The organism is Bacteroides togonis (assembly GCF_900130135.1).
GTDB lineage: Bacteria > Bacteroidota > Bacteroidia > Bacteroidales > Bacteroidaceae > Bacteroides > Bacteroides pullorum.
The window spans coordinates 2,504,939-2,524,731 of record NZ_LT670820.1; the positions used below are offsets into that span (position 1 = coordinate 2,504,939).

A 19,793-nucleotide genomic window follows, 5' to 3' on the forward strand; every position below is an offset into this window, starting at 1 on the left:
TTTTCAGCAATTTTTATTGCTTAAATATACAAATAATTATCTGATTATCAAAGTATTATAAGTAATTCAATTTATAGAACACCCCTTAAGAATGTTTCGAATGCGCAACAAAAAGACCTCTTCATCAAAAGGCTTACAAATATATTCGTCAACTCCAATCTCAAAACTTTTCTTCTCTTGTACATCCGAAGAAATAGCCGTAAGCATCAAAAATGGAACATGCGATGTAAGCAAATTATCCTTTATACGCCGTGAAAGTTCCATGCCATCCATAACAGGCATCATCAGATCGCTTACAATCAAATCAACCGAATGCTTTTGTACAATCCGAAGTGCTTCTTCCCCATTCTCCGCCTCAAGAAAACGATAATCCTTCGACAACAAAGAACAAACATAGGCACGCATATCCTGATTGTCTTCTACAACAAGAATCGTTTCTTTATGAGTATCTTCCCCAACCAAGTCTTCCTGTCTTGTTTGTGACCCAATAACAGTATCAACATTAGTAGAAGAAATCTCATGCTCAGCCTGTAACAAAGGAAGCAATATCCGAAAAGACGCTCCACGTCCCTGATTATTACGAGCAAAAATGACGCCGCCATGTAGTTCAATGATACGCTTACATAAAAAAAGTCCTATGCCTGTACCACTTTGCCCGAAAATCGGATGTTTATCGCCAGTCTTAGACTGAAAGAAACGATCAAAGATTTTATCCATATCCGCTTCAACTATCCCATATCCTGTATCACAGACATTAATATAAAGTTGTGGCCCCTTTTCTCCACCTTTCGGAATGGCAGCAACAAACACATCAATACGTCCATTATCCGGTGTGAACTTAATGGCATTCGCTACCAAATTGACCAAAGCCTTACGCATATAAGCCACATCTATCATTAAACAAGGATGATCGATACGAGTATATAGACAAATCTCAATTCCACGCTCCCGCGCAAACACCTTAAACGGTAACAACAATTCTGAAACGAAGTCAACAAAATTACAACCCTTCCGATCCAAAATCACTTTGTTCATATCCAACTTCCGAAAGTCCATCAGCTCATTCACCAATGAAAGCAAATAACCTGAATTGCGTTCTGCTATCTGCAATTGAGCTTTCACCTCCTCATCTTCAACGACTTTTAAAGCATGTTCAATGGGGCCATGAATCAATGTCACAGGTGTCCTGAACTCATGAGTAATGTTCGTAAAGAACGTTATTTTCTCTTCCGTAGCCTCTTTTACCTGTTCAGCCATCACTTCCAGTTGTTTATTTTGCACAGCCAATTCCTGGGTACGTTCTTCCACCTTCTGCTCCAATTCAGCCCGTTGCTGACGATAACGCTTCATCTTTCTATGATAAAATGCCCAAATCAATGCCCCCAATGCCAGTAACAGGATTAAATAAAACCAGATCGTTTTATAAAAATAAGGAATAATGTGTACTTCGACCTCAGTCACATGCTCCGACCACTGCCCCATCTCATTGGTAGCACAAACCTGCAGAACATAATCGCCAGGAGGCACAGCTGTATATCTGATGACACAATCTCCCGGCCTTGTTTCATTCCACTCCCTTTCATACCCCTTCATCCGATACGAAAAACGAATGCGATTGCTACATGCATAATCCCCCGTTGTCACCCCTATTGAAAAACGACTTTCTCTCTCATGCAAGGTAATCAATGAAGTTTGTGTAATACTACGATCCAGATAGTCACCACTTGAAGGATAAATCAGATTACCAGCCACCGTTAAAGAAGTCAATTTAACGACACGATCTGCATAAAATGAGGCGAGTTCTTCAGGTCTGATAATCAATACCCCCATATTAGTCGCAACATAGATCCGGTCATATTTGGACGAATAATGAATACCATTCCAAGAATATTGTGTAAACGGCAAACCGTCACCTGCTGTATAATTCGTAAACGACATCGTCATTCTGTCCAACTTACAAATTCCCTCGTGAGTCATAATCCACAGATCACCTTGCCCGTCCTGCGTCATACCAATAATAGTATTGTCCGGCAATCCATTCCGAACCGTATAATTCGTAAACTCGAAATGCCCTCTTTCATCCTCCGAAACCTTATACAACCCATTTCCATTACCGCCTAGCCACAAGGTTCCATCCTTATCCTCTAAAATACTATTGATTTTCTCCAACCTCATTGATTTCGGCTCGTCCAATTTATATTTGAAGTAGGTATACCTAACATTTTTATGTGACTTGGCATACACAAATAAATCCAACATCAACAACCCACGAGTCGTCCCTATCCATAAACGTTTCTTTTTATCGACACAAAGTGTCGGTATCATCTCAAACTCATTGTCGATACCATCAAAAAGGACCCGTTCAAACGTTTTCGAATGTTTATCATAAAACAACACACCACGTGTAGAGCCAAACCATATCCCTTCATTGATAACATCTTCACATGCACTACTGATAAAATCCCCCTTCAAAGTCGCAAATTCCTCACGAGTATAACGTCGGAAACGTCGATTTCCTGCCACATTCAAATCCAACTCATTGATCCCGACTCCCCATGTGTATGCCCACAAATGATGATCCGAATCAATCAAAAGGCCATTTATTGTATTATTAGTGAGTGAGCTTGGATCGTTCGGTGCAAACACATAACGCTCGCATATTCCAGTTTCCGGGTTCCAACGAGCCAGACCTCTCTCCAACATACAAATCCATAAATTTCCGTCTCGATCTTCACGTATAGCATTAACCGGGAAATTTTCTCCAACGGCAGACGCGTCCTGATCCGGACACCATAATTCCGTCTGAAGGCGTTTGGGAGAAAGCAGATTAATCCCTCCCGTTTCTGTACCCAGCCAAATCGTTTCACCCGACGTATAAATGCAATCTATCGCATTACAATTAATAGTTCCATTTCCTTGAGTCCGGTTCTGCCGAATAAAAGAGAAAGTATCCGTTTCACGATGATAAACATTTATTCCATTCAATGTAGATACAACAATATGCCCCTGCTCCGTCATTTTGATATCCGTTATATATGCCTGACTCAACATACCCGGACGATGAGTTGAATAACGATATCGCTGCATTTGATGGGTCGACTCATTATATTTAAATAACCCCCTATTTGTTCCAATCCACAAGAAACCACTCTCCTCAAGCATACAAGAAATTCTCCAGTCTTCGCTAAAAGGAACCAAATCATTCGATAAAGGCTTTTTCTCCAACAGATGTCCAGGTTTCTTTTCAAGTACATATACCTGATTATCCAGTCCTGCACAAATACGATCTCCAACATCCATCACGGCTTTAACGGGGGAAGAGCAAGATTCTTTCAAACAATAGTAATTACCGATACCTCCTGTTTCATCCCACTCTATACACCACAAACTGTTACTACAAGAGACCCATAAATTCCCAGCTTTATCCTTATAAAGAGAATGAATATATCCATCTGCCAATGGTTGCAATGTATCATTCGATAAAGAATAAAAATCAATAACGGCATAGGTATTCAAATCAATGGCTTCAAGTCCTCCCTCAGATCCGATCCACAACCGACGAAAATTATCCTCACAAAGTGCATGCACAAAATCATTTTTCAACTTTAACGGCTGTGTCTGTGTATTAATGCTCATGACCTGATAACCGTCATATCTACCGATACCATTATGAGTAGCCATCCATATAAAGCCTTCTGAATCACAGAGAATATCATCTATAAAACTATGAGGAACTCCCTCACTCTCTGTTATATAATGATAATTGTATTTACTGAAAAAACGTTCGTCCGACTGTGAAAAAGCAGTCAGAACAATGATATATAAAAGAAAGAAAACAATCGACAATCGTAGTTTCATAGTGCTCGTAATCATGTGTGAGTTTCGTTGTACAAATATAGTAATATCCTCCCAAACAATAAAATCGCATTTAGCGTAAAAGGAAGATTAGCAGAGGCAAATAATCTTTCAATTCTACAGCAAGCTGCTTCAAAGCCTGTTGGATTCGATAATCCACCGTTTTAACCGATACATCCAAACGTTCTGCAATTTCTTTATAGGTCATATCCTTAAAACGGTGCATAACGAATGCCTCTCGATACATTTCCGGCAAATGGGATATGGCTTCATTCAATTTCCTGCTCAAGCTGTTTATCGTACACAAATCACTTTCTTTCAGGACATTTTCTATTATATCCTGATAAAAACGTGTGTCCGCTTGCAGTTTTACTTGTTCCTGCTCGATCCGATTCAACGCTTTACGATAAACCACTTTCAACAAATATTTCGCTAAAGAAGTCTGGACGATTTCCTCTTCCCGATGCTCCCAAAGCCACAACAAAGCATCCTGAGCAATTTCTTCCGCATTTTCGGTACTGATAAACCGCTTCCCATATGCGCACAACAACGGATAATATTTCCGAAAAAGCGCATCAAAAGCTTTTGCCTCTCCATTTCGAAGCCTGCTCAACAAAAGGTTATCTACATGCAGCGTTTCCATGTCATAGCTTTGCTCTCATTCAATTCAATGTGCAAAAATAGTTTTTCTAATGAAAAAGACTGTTATCTCAGAAGTATATTTTTCGCTTCAATAAGGAAAAGCAAGAAAATCCAAAGCCCGCCAAATGTTAATGAATAATAAAATCAGAAAAAGAGTTTAGGAACTCTCTGTTCCCACCTGTCTCTTTTACAAACGAGTCATCTATGAACGAACAACAGACCAACATAGAGCAACGATTGATCGAGTATTACGAAGGCAAACTCGAAGGAACGGCGTACGATGAAGTCAAAGCCTGGATTGCTTCGTCCGAAGAGAACCGTCGTATGGCTCGCCGTATCTATTCCCTACTGCTGGCCGTAGATGTACATCAAGTCAGCAAAGAGATTGACACAGAAAAGGCATTAAAGAAGGTAAAAGGTAGAAAGATTGCACAAAAGAAATCAAGACGGAGCTAACTTGTTAACATTTAAAAAGTGTCCACAAGGTATTGATCCTGAAGCACCCGCAGGATGGGGAGCCTACTACCCTCATATTAAAACTCATTCACTTGGTATTACTGTAACATTATCTATATAAAATAGGCAATTACAGATATCACCTTCATTTAGAATTATATCACCTTTTTGATATTTCTTAGGCTTGAATAATATCTGCAAAAAGGCGAATATTCTCCAACTTAAGTTTGCGATTAGGGCATGTTTCAGCTATAATCTGTTTTGCAATGTCAAATTGAATACTCATAGGCTAAAGTTATTTATATCCAACATTTTGTTTCAATTTTGGGTTCAAGTCTATACTTTTTTGTGGAATAGGAAAAACTGTGGTATACCCATTTTTCTCATCAGCCAGTTGGACTCGCTGATCGTATGATTTGTGATAAACTCCAAAACGCACCATATCTTGTCGTCGCCAGCCTTCCCATACTAACTCCAACAAACGCTCTTTCAATATGTTCTCAAGCGTAGCTTCTCGATATGGCATACCAACACGACCTCGGACTTCGTTCAACTCCAACGAGCCATCCTCACCATTACGTACCTTTGCCTCGGACTTCATCAGGAGAGCATCGGCATAGCGGAATAGCACGATGTCGTTATCCGGTTGTCTACCGTCGGAATGTGAGGTCCTATCAACCTCATATTTTGCCATACGAGCACCAGCTGTCTTGACATAGGAGCTTCCCGTAAGATTCAACTTTAGCTCCAATGGGAAATACTCCAACTGCTGTCCATTGTCCATCATTACAGGCTTTCCATCAACCTCTACGATGCCGGCATAGAAGTTCTTTTCAAAGCGAGCATCTACATCATCTGTGCCGTATCCGTTGGCTAAGACTGTTGAGATATTGGCACTGGTACCATTTTCCGATGAGCCACCCAACGCACCGCCATGGTTGTAGTGTCGTGATCGGAAGAGATACCAGAACTGCGCAGCATAGAGGTTCTTATCCAACGGAATGGTGAATATGTTTTCGTTGGAGTTCTCGTTATGCACAGAGAAATTATAGCTATAATCGTCCTCCAACCGATAACCTACCTCGGCAAGTTTATTGCAATATTTGATACAGGTCTGCCAAGCGTTGAGTTTCTCACCATCGACGGTGAAAAATATCTCTTTACCGTTCCGTGGAACGCCATCAGTCCAATTATCATCACAATATATCTCGGCATTAAGAGCCAACTTAGCCAAAAGGAAATTAGCTACAGGTGTTGTTATACGACCATAGTAGTTACCCATCTTATTACTACGCTCATTTGGCAACAACTCGGCAACCTCCTGCAACTCATTCACGATAAAACGGAAAACCTCGCTACGCTCGCTCTGCACAACTTCATCCTGCGGTTGTTCATAGGATGTTACGATGGGCACTCTGCCATACATATCCATAATGTAGTAGTAGAAAAGTGCTCTCAGAGCTCGCACCTCAGCTTCGTAGGCCACTCTCTGCTCCTCAGATAGGTTATGGCTATACTTATCGATGATATGCAGAGATTTGTTCGATAACACAACAACCTTGTAGAGGTATTTCCAAGTATTGTAGAGTGGTAAATCATTAGGACTCCACTTATGCTGATACATATTCGCCCACAAACCTCCATCGTACCAGTCGCCACCACGAATAGGTATCATGGCTTCGTCTGTAGTAAGTGTGTTATAGTCATAAATCCCACGACAGGTCCCCTGTAAACCCTCACTGTCTGCACTGCCACCAATGTAATTGTAGAGCACAGCCACTGCATTAATATATATGTTGTTGGCATTGTTGTAAATGTCTTCTTCATAAAGTTGATCTCTAGGGTCTTCAGTAAGACAAGAGGTCATCATCGTTGCCAAAGCAACCATCAATATGTTTATATATCTTTTCATAACTGTAAGCGGTTAGAATTGAATACTAAGACCTAACGAATAGGTACGATATAAAGGATAGGTGCGTTTGTCGTCAATGCCCAAAGTGTTGCTTACTACATAACTGTTTATCATTGGAGTAAGACCGCTATAGCCTGTGATTGTTGCAAGGTTGCTAATGCCTGCCGAAAGACGCAATGACTTCACAGCCTTGGATTTCATTGGAATATTGTAGCCTATGGTAATATGTTCAATATTTACATAGTCTCCTTTTTCCAACCAATAGTCTGAAACATTCTGATCAATAATATTTTTTTCAGGAGCACCCTTCAATACATTGTAGTCAGGGAATATAGACATATTGGTATAAGCCAAGCCCGTGCCATTGAATATCTTATGACCGAAAGCACCATTTATCTGCATGGCAATATCAAAGGACTTGTAACGGAAACTGATGTTTGATCCAATAGTTACCTTGGGGGTTGCCTGACCTGCTATATACCTGTCTCCGCCATCGCTAAAATCAATCTCGCCATCATCATTCAAATCTTCAATATCGTAACTGTAGCCACCAAGTTCATTTTCTTTAAGCCCTTTGCAGTGAGGTAGATAGAATACCCCCAATGGCTGACCTACAATCTGATATACTACATTATTGTCTCCACCGTTCTGACCTGCACCATAAAGCGAGCCAATCGGAGTAATATCTGAAGCTGTCATATGCATACCATTATACTCTCCACTAAGCGAAAGTAACTTATTCTTCTGGTAGGACATATTGAAGTTGATATTCATCTCCATATCCTTTCGTTGAATGGGAACTACCGAGATTCCTAGTTCGACACCCTGGTTAGACATCGAGCCGATATTTGCCATCAGTTTATCGAACGCAAAGGTCGGAACGGGAACATCATACTCATAGAGCATATCCGTTGTCTTTGAGTAATATAATTCCGAGGTAAGCATCAACCGATTATCCCATATACCTAAGTCAAAACCGATATTAAATGTTGAACGAGTCTCCCACTTAAGGTCCGGATTCGTGTTGCGTATACTTCCCATTGTTACGGTAGGTGCACCGTTGATGGATACGATACCATTCTCCTTTACGGTATTAAGTGTTGTATAGGATGTTATACCTCCAAGATTTCCTGACCGACCATATCCGGTTCTTAGTTTCAATATTGTTATAAAGTCAGTATCAGAGAGGAAGCCTTCTTTTTTTACATCCCAACCCAGTGATACTGATGGGAAGAATCCGAAAGTATTGTTATCGCTTACCATTGAAGAGCCATCTCCACGGAGTGCTGCCGCAATAGAATATCTATCCTTGTAACTATATGTGACACTACCCATTATTGAAGCAAGTGACGGGTCTTCATAGCTACTGCTCGTACCACCGAAAGGACGCGATGATGTTGCTCCGATGTTATTATAGGAGAAATCATTTGTTGTTATTCCTTTTGCCTGCACCCATAAACCAGTCCTTACCTGTTTAAGATATTCTGCGCCAACAACAGCATCAAGGTGTGAGTCTCCCCAAGCATTGTTATATGAGAGGGACACATTTGTAAAGTAGTCTTCACCCTTGAACTCTCCACTATAAACATTGCCTTGCGCCCACACCCATGTAGGACAAAATTGAGCATTTCCCGTAGATGAATATGAATAAGAGCCGAAAGCCGACAATATCAAATTGTCAAGGATATTAAATTTCAGCCCCAAATGTGTATTGAAATTCCGTTCTTCGGAGTCATTTTTCTCATAGAGGAGTGCTCCGGGGTGGTTGATGTGTGATGCAGCCGAGTTCTTCACCCAGTTGCCATTAACATCAGTTCCTGCTGGATATGTAGGATTCTGTGCAGCTGCCGAGTAAAACAGCATTCGTGTATCGAAAATGTCGTGTATCTTTGACGAGTAGCCATATACACCAAAATCGCCAACTAAGCGACCATCGAAAGCCTTTTGTGTAGCATCAAGTTTTACCACTAAATTTCGGTAATCGTTAACTTTGACAATTGTATTATGATCCATAAAACCGAACGATGCTCGATAGTTTGAGTTTTCCGAACCACCGCTAAAAGCCAAGTGATGCTGATGTATCAAGCCCGTACGAGTAATTACATCGTGAAAATTGGTGTTGTAGCCACCATTATTGTAATCTAATCCAAGTGCCTCTGCTGTAGCTATATACTCCGGGCCGTTGAGCATTTGCAGATGTTTATACATTGACTCGAATCCGTAGTTGCCATCATATGATATTTCGAAACCTCGCCCCGTTCCTTTCTTGGTCTTAATCTCAATTACACCTGAAGCACCACGGGAACCGTACATTGCCGTTTCGGTAGCATTCTTCAAAATAGTGAAACTCTCGATGTCTGCGGGATATATGGTAGATAGCGTAGCGATGTCAGATGTCACTCCGTCAATAATTACTAACGGGTCATTGCCACCCATAATGGATGTGGTACCACGCACACGGATACTATTCAGCATAGCGAGCCTGTCAGTCCCATTAGTGGTGACGTTCACACCGGCAGACTGACCACTCAATACATCCAAAGCATTATTCAATGGTCCCTTCTTGATATTCTCGGGCCTGATATGCTCTAATGATTTAGTCGCCGAAATGGTATCTTGTTTCTCTCTGATATTCTGTACTTGTGCATCAATTTTTTGAGCACTACAGATGAAGAACATTATGACAAGACAAAGACCGACTCTTCCCATCTTGATTCGTTAAATCTCTGTAGATTCCCCAGACCAGACAGTTAATAAATCTTATACGCAATGTATTATAAAGAGGGGGATTGGGAATCTGTACTATTTCCCTGCCAGTCCGTCCGCTTAGCCATTGTATATTTTTTTCTGTTATTTCATATCAGTGATGCTGATAATCCAGGCAAGAACAGAGTAAACATCTACCTATTTTATACATAAATCCTTTCCAAGGACTTTATAAGCGCAACCATTAACTACATTACATTACAAAGGTAACAATAATTTGTCATTTGAAGAAATTTAGAAAAAAGAAAAAGTCATTATGCGTGATATTTTTTATTTAATTACGACATTTATCAAATACAAAAAATCATAGAAGGACAAAAATCTTTAAATGATTTGATTATAAACAAACTTTAAATAGTTAAATTGCAATAATACTATACCATGGTTGTTCTTTACCTTAATGTAATACTACTGTTATATATCTGGTCATTTATCTCCTTTTGTCGGATGCAAAGGTTGCCAAACCTCTTTTAGAAAACGAAAAGTTCAAGCGGTAAACCATTTGGAGCAGTTTCGTCCTCCGTTGGAGAGTAAACAGCTCCAGAACCTTTTCTTATCCATCGGCTTGGCTGAAAACTGCATCCGGCAACGGAGATAAACGACTGACGAAATAATAGCATAAAACAGCATAGCCCCCCCCTAATAAGGCAATTTTATCAATGCTGTTTTCATTCTTTTCAGAGGACTATTATTTTCGACAGAGAGAAATTTGGCAAGCGGCAGATTTCACTCCCTCAAAAATAATAGATTTGAATTGCTGTCCTCTTGCCTTTATTGGAAATTGTAGTACCTTTGTAGTGGCTTGTGCGAACGAGCCAAGCAATGTGGAAAGATGGGAACATCGAACCATCAATAAAGTACCGAAAAGAGGGAAAATACCCTCTACCACCGCTCTTTGGGCGTTAAGGAATAATAAAAAGGTTAAATCTTCACCTTTTAGAATGTACCCCTAAAGGTTATGCCCATATTTCTGACTTATAACTCACAAAATATTGAGTAATAACTGGTTGCAAATACGAATATTGTATCTTGGAACAAAACGAAGAAATAACAATGCCTCCATCCCCTATTAGAAGTATTAATTTAGGGCTTTATGTAGCTAGAATTATTCATCATGATCTAGCCATTGCCAACGCCTCTGCATGGCAATGGTGGACAGCCATATCACTTGGAGAAGATGTTCCCATACAATTATTACCACAAAAAGGTTCTTCATTTGAAAGCGTAAAATATGATGGTATAATATCACCCACAAAAATGCTTTGGAGTACAGCAAATTACAGCTTCTTTATCAGACCTGGCATGTATAGAATAAATATATCCCCAACAAACATGCAGATACCAGAGTTAGATGCAGCAACATCAATCATGGCCTCTTCTTATACAGATGGAAAACAAATCATCTCTGTTTTCATAAATTATACTCAACAAGATAAGAAAATCAAAATAAATTGTCCAAATCACAAGTATGCAAAAATGTATACCACATCCATCGATAAAAATCTCAAATACGATGGAATACATAAATTATCTTCAATAACCCTACCTTCAAAATCAATAGTTACTATAGTAATCTAACCAATAAATATCGACTTATATTTTCTTCACCCAATACCCATTCCCATACCTTGTATGTACCCTCCGCCCCAACTGGGCCAACAGACGGCTGAACGAAGTACAAGAACAATCTTTCAAGGCAGCGGGATTCTTCTTCTTCAGCACGGTATAAATATCTGCCGCAGACATCAGGCGGGCACCTTGCTCGCCTGACTCGGCAAACGCAAAGCAACTGCCAATAAGTTCTTCGGCGGGCGTTATGCGGTAGAAAGGACGGTTAGCAGCCTGGATTTCTGCCTCTTCGGCCTTGCTGAACCAACAACGCTCGCCGTTATTCAACTCATGCAGCAATTGGGCATAAAGCTGGGCGTGGTCGATGGGGGTCGTACAGTCGATGGCATGCTCCACTTCCACGCAAATGAAACGGCGGCTGCCCGAAAGGTCGGTCAGCAGGTCACGGCGGTTGCTCGTGCCAATGAATGAGGCAATTCTTGGCAAGGCTTCGGCTGAACGGCGGTAGGCACGGCGCACACGAAGGTCTTCCATCTGCATCAGGTTCTTCAGCTGGGGCATCCGGCTGACGGGAAGGCGGTCGAACTCGTCGAGGTTGATCAGACCGTAGGAGGCCAGTTTGTTCTCCGCCGACGAGGCGTTGGTCAGGTCGAAGCTCTCTGTGAAGTAATCACGCAGTTCCTTAGGTAGCAGCATACGGCAGAAAGTGGATTTACCCAGACCCTGTGTGGGGCTGACCAAAAGCGGAGCTACGCTATTAGCACGACGGTCACGGTTGCCCGAGCCTGTCCACTGGGCTGTGACGGCCAGCATCCAGCGGTGGAAGGAACGTATCCAAACGTCCTTATCGGATACTCGTCTTGCCAGTTCCGTTACGCGGTCCTTACCGTCCCATTCGGGCAGGTTCTTGAAATAGAGTTCAAAGGGATGGTAGGCTTGTACGTGGTCGGATTCTACATAACGTTTCACGTCCCGATCCCAACATTCCACACCGTTTTCGATGGCACTGAGAGCAATGCCGTTCAGGGTGCGGCTGTCTACGGGTGTATAAGTAAGATGGTGAGCTTCATCGGCTTTTTCTTCATTCAGACGAGCACATTCCGTCCGCTCGGTCAGCAGGTTGTAGCGGAAGGCATAATGCAACTTCAGGTAGCGCGAGAGGCGTTGCATCATCCGCTTTTGCTTCGGTTCCTTTTTTTCTTTTTCTATATCTACAGGTTTGGGCTCTTTCGTAGCAGTTGGAACGGCTTCTATCCATTCCGTCACTTCATCCTGTCCATTTAGGCTGAACATGCGTTTATCGGGGTTCATCTGTTGCGGTTTCCAAGTCAAGCGGACAGTGAACTCGCCGTCGCCTGTCACAAGAAAGACTTGTCCTTCGGGCAGACTGGAACAGGCACGGTTCAGGTCGGCAAGCAGCCGGTCGTACGACGAAACGGATGGTTCTTCACGGAAAAAGAAATCTTTCAGTTGACAGATCAGATTCATAAAAGTAGTTGTTTATCCTGTCGTAAAGATACGACATCAAGAAGGCGAAGTCAAGTTTTTCAGCGTAAATAACGGACGATAATCAACCATAATCAACGGAAATCAACTTTGCAATGCTTTCACAAGTTGATTTCAAAGATTCCCCTAATGTGATTTCACCACAGGCAACTGATAATAAGATACTTATATTGAAACAACCATATTGATCAAGATGCCACATTACCGTACAAGCCGAAGACAATGAACACCGCCGTGAAACTCTATCTTTCAACCTACGTCCCTTTCTTGCAACAGATTACACTACAAATGAAGGATTGAAACCTGATTAGGGCAATCCATTACTCACTACCGATATTGCGTTCCTAAACACCTACTTTAGCTCGCTAAACATGAACTTGACGGACGCAACTATGGACTTTAGCCTGCAAAATATTTTTCCAACCGTCCTTGCACCACTTCCCTTTTGTGATTTCACAAAAAAAGTGTAGTTTTGCTCTTGAAACAAGTTTTGCAAGATTATGACTAAATTTGAAATAGAAGAAAAGATAGTGGCGATGCTCAAGACCGTGTACGACCCCGAAATACCCGTAAACGTATACGACCTGGGCCTGATTTACAAAATTGACGTGACGGACGACTTCAACGTCAGCATCGACATGACGCTGACGGCACCCAACTGCCCGGCGGCCGACTTCATCATGGAGGATATCCGCCAAAAGATAGAGAGCATCGAAGGTGTGGCCTCGGCCACCATCAACCTGGTCTTCGAGCCCGAATGGGACAAGGACATGATGAGCGAGGAGGCCAAACTGGAACTGGGATTCTTATAACAAAAACAACAGCATATCATGAAACAGAAAACACTTGGCCTGCTGGCCTGTACGGCACTGCTCTGCGCCTGCCAGCCTGCTCAGAAACAAACGACCATCACCGGCACACTGGCCGGCGTAGAGAGCGATACCCTGATTGTGAACTATTTTGCCGTATCGGACTTAAGCCGCAGCACGATACACCGCGACACCATCGCCTTGCAGAACGGAAGCTTCACCTGCCAGCTGGAGAACGACAGCGTGCCGATGGAGGCCTTCTTCTACGCCCAACCCCGTAACGGAGCCGCCGCCGCATCACTTCGCAAAACCATCACAGTTGTAACCTTCCCCGGCGAAACGGTGGAAGTAAGCGGTTCGATGGACGACTACCACATGAAAGGCAATGCTTTCCACCAGGCCTACGAAGAAGTGCGGGCCCTGTACAAGCCCTATGAGGACGAGATGCACAAGGTGACACAAGTCATCATGGGCATGCAAAGTGATGGCACACTGACACCCCAACGCCTCGACTCCCTGCGCCAAATCTATGAGCCGATCAATGCCGACATGAAAAAAGTAAAGGAAGACTACATCCGCCAGCACCCTGACGAAGACATCTCCGTCTATCTGATATCCGACTTTGGCAAAACCGCGAGTGACCTGCTCGACCTCATCGGCGAAAAGGCACAGAACGGCCCGATGGCTCCCCTCTACAAGGCCATGAAAGAAGCCATCGAGCGGCAGAAAGCCCGCGAAGAAGCGCGCAAAAATATGGTCGAAGGCGTCACAGCCCCTGACTTTACGCTGAAAGATCTCCAAGGCAAAGACCTCACCCTGTCGTCCCTGCGCGGCAAGTATGTAGTACTGGACTTCTGGGGAAGTTGGTGCGGTTGGTGTATCAAAGGTATCCCCGACATGAAGAAATACTACGAAAAATATAAGGACCGCATGGAGATATTGGGTGTGGACTGCAACGATACGGAAGAGAAATGGAAAGCAGCCGTAGAGAAGCATGAATTGCCCTGGCTGCACGTGCGCAATACGGACGAAGCAGACATCACGGTGAAGTATGGCATACAGGGCTATCCTACCAAGATTGTCATCGACCCCGAAGGCAAAGTGGCCAAGATTGTGGTAGGCGAAGATCCCGCCTTCTACAAATACCTGGACGAACTATTCAAATAAAAACCTAACGAATACGCCTTATGAAGAATGTATATTTCCTCTCCGACGCCCATCTGGGTTCGCGTGCCATCGAGCACGGCCGTACGCAAGAACGCCGGCTGGTGAACTTTCTGGACAGCATCAAGCACAAGGCTTCGGCCGTTTATCTGCTGGGCGACATGTTCGACTTCTGGTACGAATTCAAGCTGGTGGTGCCCAAAGGCTACACGCGCTTTTTGGGCAAGCTGTCCGAACTGACGGACCTCGGAGTGGAAGTACACTTCTTTACGGGCAACCATGACATCTGGTGCGGCGACTACCTGACAAAGGAGTGCGGCGTCATCCTGCACCGTAAGCCGCTGACCACAGAAATCCATGGCAAGGAATTCTATCTGGCCCATGGTGACGGACTGGGCGACCCCGACCGTAAATTCAAGTTTCTGCGTGCCGTTTTCCACAGCCATACGTTGCAAACCCTGTTTTCCGCACTTCACCCCCGCTGGAGTGTGGAACTGGGATTGACATGGGCCAAGCACAGCCGCCTGAAACGGGTGGACGGCAAGGAGCCTGACTATATGGGCGAAAACAACGAACCACTGGTGCTCTATACCAAAAACTACCTCAAGAACCATCCGGACATTAATTTTTTCATCTACGGGCATCGCCACATTGAATTGGACCTGATGCTGAACGCCTCATCGCGTATCGTCATTCTGGGTGACTGGATCAACTACTTCTCGTACGCCGTATTCGACGGTGAACACCTGTTTTTGGAAAACTACATCGAAGGCGAAACAAAACCCTGACAAAATAAAAACGTTGTCTGACAAAACTGACACCCTTTATGGAAAAGAAGAAAGACGGATTTCCCAATGAAAAGGCCATTGTGATTCCTCAAGAGATTCTTCTCAAGGTGCAAAAGAATCCCATGACCAGCCTGCTCTATCCGACCGATATCGGCTACTATCCCCATGCGGAGAACCATTATCGGCAACGGGAAGAAGGCAGTGAACAACACATTCTGATCTATTGTCACGAAGGAGAAGGCTGGTATGACATCGGAAAAGGTCGATGTACCATAAAAAAGAACCAGTTCTTCATCATCGAAGCCGGTACGCCTCACACCTATGCCGCATCGACCCAACATCCATGGAGTATCTACTGGGTACATTTTGCCGGTGAAAAAAGCAGCCTCTTCGCCGAACTGTTCAATCGGACCAGCCATATCGATGACTCGCCTTCCGCCCGATTCGACGACCGCATTCGCCTGTTCAATGAAATCCTGGTAAATCTGGAGATGGGATACAGTGTAGAAAATCTGGAATATATCACCCTCTGCCTATGGTACCTGCTGGGAAGCTTCAGATACATCCCTCAATTCAGGGAAATAAACAAGCCACAAACCCAAGACACCATGCAGAAGGTCATCAACTTCATGAAAGCCAACCTGAACAAGCAGCTTACCCTGGAGGACATCGCACAGAGCGTAAACTATTCGCCCGCATACCTGAGTACCGTATTTACCCAAAAAGCCGGCATGTCTCCCATCAGCTATTTCAATCAGCTGAAAATACAGAAGGCATGCCAGCTCTTGGACTTTACGGACAAGAAGGCTAAGGAAATAGCCTTCGAACTGTCCTTCAGCGATCCCTACTACTTCTCAAAGGTATTCAGTAAATACATGCACATGTCTCCTAAAGAATACCGCATGAAGAAAAAGGGATGACACACATATAAATTATTCACACATTTTCAGTAACTGTTGTCCTACCTGATGATTGATATCAAGGCGTATCACTTCAGACAGGAACTTACGGGCCTGTTCTTTATCCCCCAATCCCAGGTAGCCTAATCCCATTACCAGGTTACAATGAATGAGATTGCGCACATTCAGATCGTCATCCCAAATCAGCAGGTCGGGAAGTGAAACGGCAAAATAATCGATTTTGACTTTATCGAACAGATGTTTCTCGCCATGCTTGATGAGACGGTTGAAACGACTGCGTGCCTTGTCTTCTTCACCCAGTTTACGCCAAGCCAGTCCCTGATAGAAAATCTTGTCCGGTTGCTGATCGTTATAGAAGAATGCGATAGCCGGTTCAGCCGAACCTTTGGTAGCCCGTTCAAAGTAGGCTTTCGCCTGCTCCATGTCTCCCAGTCCTTCGTAAGCGCATCCCAACCAATAGTGAATATCATTTTCCTCAGCCATCGAGAGCTTTCCTTCACCCAGATTATCAGGATATTTTTCAGTTTCCTTCAACAATCTTACGGCATCGGCATAACGCTTCTCAGCCAAAGCCTGCTTGGCCAGCTCCACACGACAGAATACATACTGGCTCGTTACCTTACCTTCACCACCCTCCCACGGATGGAACTTGCGTGAATTGATCAGGTCGTATGCCTTCTGATACTCACCCAACTGATTATAAAGCGTGATACGCTCAATGCACAAGTCATCGCGCTGTTCTACTTCGTTCGCATGAGCTTCCAGGAAATCCAGACGCTGACGATGCGGATAGCGAAGTTTCTTATACAACTGGTCAAGTTCCATCAGGATACGTGCATCTGTCGTATCGAGATTATACGCCTTCTCCAACGCGGCCAATGCCTTCTGAGGATTATGTTGTTTGTTATAATAAGCCAAAGAAAGATTACGCAATACCGTCGGGAAGCAATCGTCGAGAGCTGCCGACGTTTCCCAACATGTCACAGCATCTTCGTAACAACGAACGGCATAATGGAAATTACCCAAATAGTAGGGAGCCTTAGCTCCTGTCGGGTTCAAAGTCATGGCATCCTGCAACATCAAGACTTCTTCCAGTTTATTGGGGAAACAATAATCCGGACACATCTGTTCTGCTTTCTGATAGTAAGCCAATGCTTCATCCTTCTTTCCTGCTTTCGAAGAGAAGTAACCCAATGCATAATATACCATCGGATACGTATTCTCTGTATCTTCTGTCACGAAAGAAAGCAATTGCAAAGCCTCATCGTACATGCCGGCCGAAGCATAGTCAATGGCATACTCCATATAACTATGGACAGCACCACGCATCAATGTCTTCATTTCTTCCTTCACGGCTGCTGCCTCTTCCACCTTACCCTGCAGTTTTCTGATCAAATAGGCTTCAAAACGGCATCCCATATTGAAGCGATCCATCGACAAGGACTCATCGATCAATGCCATTGCACGGGTATAATCACCCATCTTGCGCAAGAAGGAAGCCTTCAACTGCCGCCCCTTATGATTCAACCAATTGCGATAGAGCGAACGGTCTATATGATCCAAACCGTTTTCATAATCCTTGCGGATCATGTCAATTTGCGCCAGTCCCATATAACCGGCATCCTGCCAAGCTGCGTTCCAGGTAGCCTTGAAGAAAGCATCATAGGCACCGTCTATATCACCTTGCATCTTCTTGCACCAACCCAAGTTGTAATACGGTTCACCGTCATAAGGATTCGGATTACGCTCTGTCTGCGTTTTGATGGCACGGTCAAAATAACGCTGTGCCTCTGCAAAACGCCCGCGACGCATCAGTAACAAACCGACAGCATTGTTACAACGGATATCTCCCTCCTCACGGCTCAAGGCCTCCATATAATAATCCATAGGCTGATACGTAGCATGACGATACTGTTCCAGATGGTGACCAGTCAGGAAAAGCTGTTCCATGCTTGCTATCTGCTTGGGAGCAAGTGCAGCCTTGGCAGGCTCAGGTATCGGACGGATCTCAGGTTTGTCAGCCTGATAGCTTACCATAACTTTCCCTTGTTCATCGAGTACCATCAGCTTCAGGTCTTCTGCTTTTTGCGTATCACATGCCACTGTCTGCACATAAGCATTCTCGGGCGATACTGCGGTAAGTGCATCCAAATAGATTTTTCCGGTTTTCTCATTGGTCAGCATAACCCGCACTTCGCGATGGGCTGCCGTCGTATAAAGAATGACCTTCATCCGACCCTCTCCTTCCGGAAGCAGGTTAATTAAAGCATCACGTGTCGCATTTTTCACCAGACCGACTTTCTGATAAGGCATGAAATACTGTACCCATGACTTCTCCTCATAAGGCTGAAGCCAAGTGAAGTCCGGCTGATTGTCGCAATACATACCGGTCATCAATTCGATATAAGGTCCGTCTTCATCCGTCAAGTTACGGTCCCATGCTTGTCCAAAGTCGCCGTTACCCCAAGTCCATTGCTTCTTACCGGCATTTACATGATGGTCTGCCACATGAAGCAGGCCGGCTTCGATATGTTCTTCATAACCTCCAACAAAATCGTATTTCGAATTGATGGCCATGTAAGAAGTCGGAACAGGAATATTCTTGTAGCGGGAAATATCCACACCTGCCGAATAATCTACCTTGTAATATTCGCCAGTAGCAATCGGAAAACTTGACACAGCCCGCTTACCATGATCGAAGACGGCATTCACATCGGGTGGGAATACCGAATAGTAATCCTTATTCACCACAACGGCTGGATTGGCCCACCACAGGAATGTCTGTGGGAATGGAGTGCGGTTGTACACCTTTGCTTTGATTTCAATATAAGCCTTGCCCGGATAAAGAGTAAAACCTGCCATACCTTTTGTCCGGAACATACGCTCCACCTCACTGCACCACACCGTCTTACTACCATCCGGAAACTCCTCAATCATGCAATCAGTCGGCAAATAGGTGCTGGGGCGATGGTGCTGTGGCCAGTTGAATTCGATACCTCCTGAAATCCAAGGACCGGTCAGACCAACCAACGCAGGCTTAATCACCTGATTATAATAAACAAAGTGACGTTTCTTCACTTTATCGTATGCCATCTGGATACGTCCGCCCAGTTCAGGCAAAATCATTACCTTGATATACTCATTCTCAATGAAGAATGCACGCCAGGGACGGTCGTGTTTCTCATCCTCTATTTTTTCTACTACCGGATAAGGATAGACCGCACCCGAACTACCTTGATAGACACGCTTTTCGAGAAAAATCGGATTCTTTTCTTCCTTACCAATTCCATAAGTAGGCAACATCACGACTTCTTCCCAAGCCTTTACTTCCGAAGTATTTACAGTACTTCGAGTCAGATATTCTGTTATTGCTTCCATTGTCTATATATTAATAATAAAATGTGAT

The 19,793-nt window shown here is 43.7% G+C and carries 12 protein-coding genes; 6 read left to right on the top strand and 6 right to left on the bottom strand.

The window, feature by feature from the left end; translation table 11 throughout:
* Nucleotides 1-66: 66 nt before the first annotated feature.
* Entirely contained in the window at nucleotides 67-3,858 is a 3,792-nt protein-coding gene (locus tag BQ8005_RS10735; RefSeq protein ID WP_075318034.1) for a two-component regulator propeller domain-containing protein, read from the bottom strand.
* A 70-nt stretch (nucleotides 3,859-3,928) separates the two neighbouring features.
* Nucleotides 3,929-4,498 (bottom strand): RNA polymerase sigma-70 factor, encoded by a 570-nt coding sequence (locus BQ8005_RS10740; RefSeq protein WP_075318035.1) that lies wholly within the window; start codon nucleotides 4,496-4,498, stop codon nucleotides 3,929-3,931.
* A gap of 203 nt (nucleotides 4,499-4,701) precedes the next feature.
* Here BQ8005_RS10740 and BQ8005_RS10745 point away from each other — a divergent pair, with 203 nt between their 5' ends.
* Nucleotides 4,702-4,953, top strand: coding sequence for a hypothetical protein (locus tag BQ8005_RS10745; protein WP_075318036.1), 252 nt, complete (start codon nucleotides 4,702-4,704; stop codon nucleotides 4,951-4,953).
* Nucleotides 4,954-5,248: 295 nt separating this feature from the next.
* On the opposite strand, the gene BQ8005_RS10755 is transcribed toward BQ8005_RS10745, so the two are convergent.
* Both BQ8005_RS10755 and BQ8005_RS10760 read right to left on the bottom strand, forming a co-directional pair.
* Nucleotides 5,249-6,865: a RagB/SusD family nutrient uptake outer membrane protein gene (locus tag BQ8005_RS10755; RefSeq protein ID WP_075318037.1), complete on the bottom strand. Its 1,617-nt coding sequence runs from the start codon at nucleotides 6,863-6,865 to the stop codon at nucleotides 5,249-5,251.
* Between the two features lie 12 nt (nucleotides 6,866-6,877).
* On the bottom strand, nucleotides 6,878-9,574 hold the full coding sequence (locus BQ8005_RS10760) for a SusC/RagA family TonB-linked outer membrane protein (RefSeq protein ID WP_075318038.1): 2,697 nt from the start codon (nucleotides 9,572-9,574) through the stop codon (nucleotides 6,878-6,880).
* Nucleotides 9,575-10,657: 1,083 nt separating this feature from the next.
* On the opposite strand from BQ8005_RS10760, the gene BQ8005_RS10770 reads away from it, so the two are divergent.
* Entirely contained in the window at nucleotides 10,658-11,209 is a 552-nt protein-coding gene (locus BQ8005_RS10770; protein ID WP_262484406.1) for a glycoside hydrolase, read from the top strand.
* 15 nt (nucleotides 11,210-11,224) lie between these two features.
* Here the strand turns inward: BQ8005_RS10770 and BQ8005_RS10775 are convergent, their stop codons facing one another.
* Nucleotides 11,225-12,688, bottom strand: coding sequence for a VapE domain-containing protein (locus tag BQ8005_RS10775; RefSeq protein WP_075318041.1), 1,464 nt, complete (start codon nucleotides 12,686-12,688; stop codon nucleotides 11,225-11,227).
* A 518-nt stretch (nucleotides 12,689-13,206) separates the two neighbouring features.
* Here BQ8005_RS10775 and BQ8005_RS10780 point away from each other — a divergent pair.
* Genes BQ8005_RS10780 through BQ8005_RS10795 form a run of 4 tightly spaced genes read left to right on the top strand, consistent with a single transcriptional unit; the run spans nucleotide 13,207 to nucleotide 16,387 of the window.
* Complete coding sequence (locus BQ8005_RS10780) at nucleotides 13,207-13,518, top strand: metal-sulfur cluster assembly factor (RefSeq protein ID WP_021847760.1); 312 nt, start codon at nucleotides 13,207-13,209, stop codon at nucleotides 13,516-13,518.
* 18 nt (nucleotides 13,519-13,536) lie between these two features.
* On the top strand, nucleotides 13,537-14,682 hold the full coding sequence (locus BQ8005_RS10785) for a TlpA disulfide reductase family protein (protein WP_021847761.1): 1,146 nt from the start codon (nucleotides 13,537-13,539) through the stop codon (nucleotides 14,680-14,682).
* A gap of 20 nt (nucleotides 14,683-14,702) precedes the next feature.
* Entirely contained in the window at nucleotides 14,703-15,467 is a 765-nt protein-coding gene (locus BQ8005_RS10790) for a UDP-2,3-diacylglucosamine diphosphatase (RefSeq protein ID WP_075318042.1), read from the top strand.
* A 38-nt stretch (nucleotides 15,468-15,505) separates the two neighbouring features.
* A complete protein-coding gene (locus BQ8005_RS10795) occupies nucleotides 15,506-16,387 on the top strand; it encodes an AraC family transcriptional regulator (protein ID WP_075318043.1) in 882 nt (293 codons plus the stop codon).
* A gap of 12 nt (nucleotides 16,388-16,399) precedes the next feature.
* Here BQ8005_RS10795 and BQ8005_RS10800 read toward each other — a convergent pair whose 3' ends face one another.
* Entirely contained in the window at nucleotides 16,400-19,765 is a 3,366-nt protein-coding gene (locus tag BQ8005_RS10800; protein WP_075318044.1) for a DUF5107 domain-containing protein, read from the bottom strand.
* Nucleotides 19,766-19,793 lie beyond the last annotated feature (28 nt).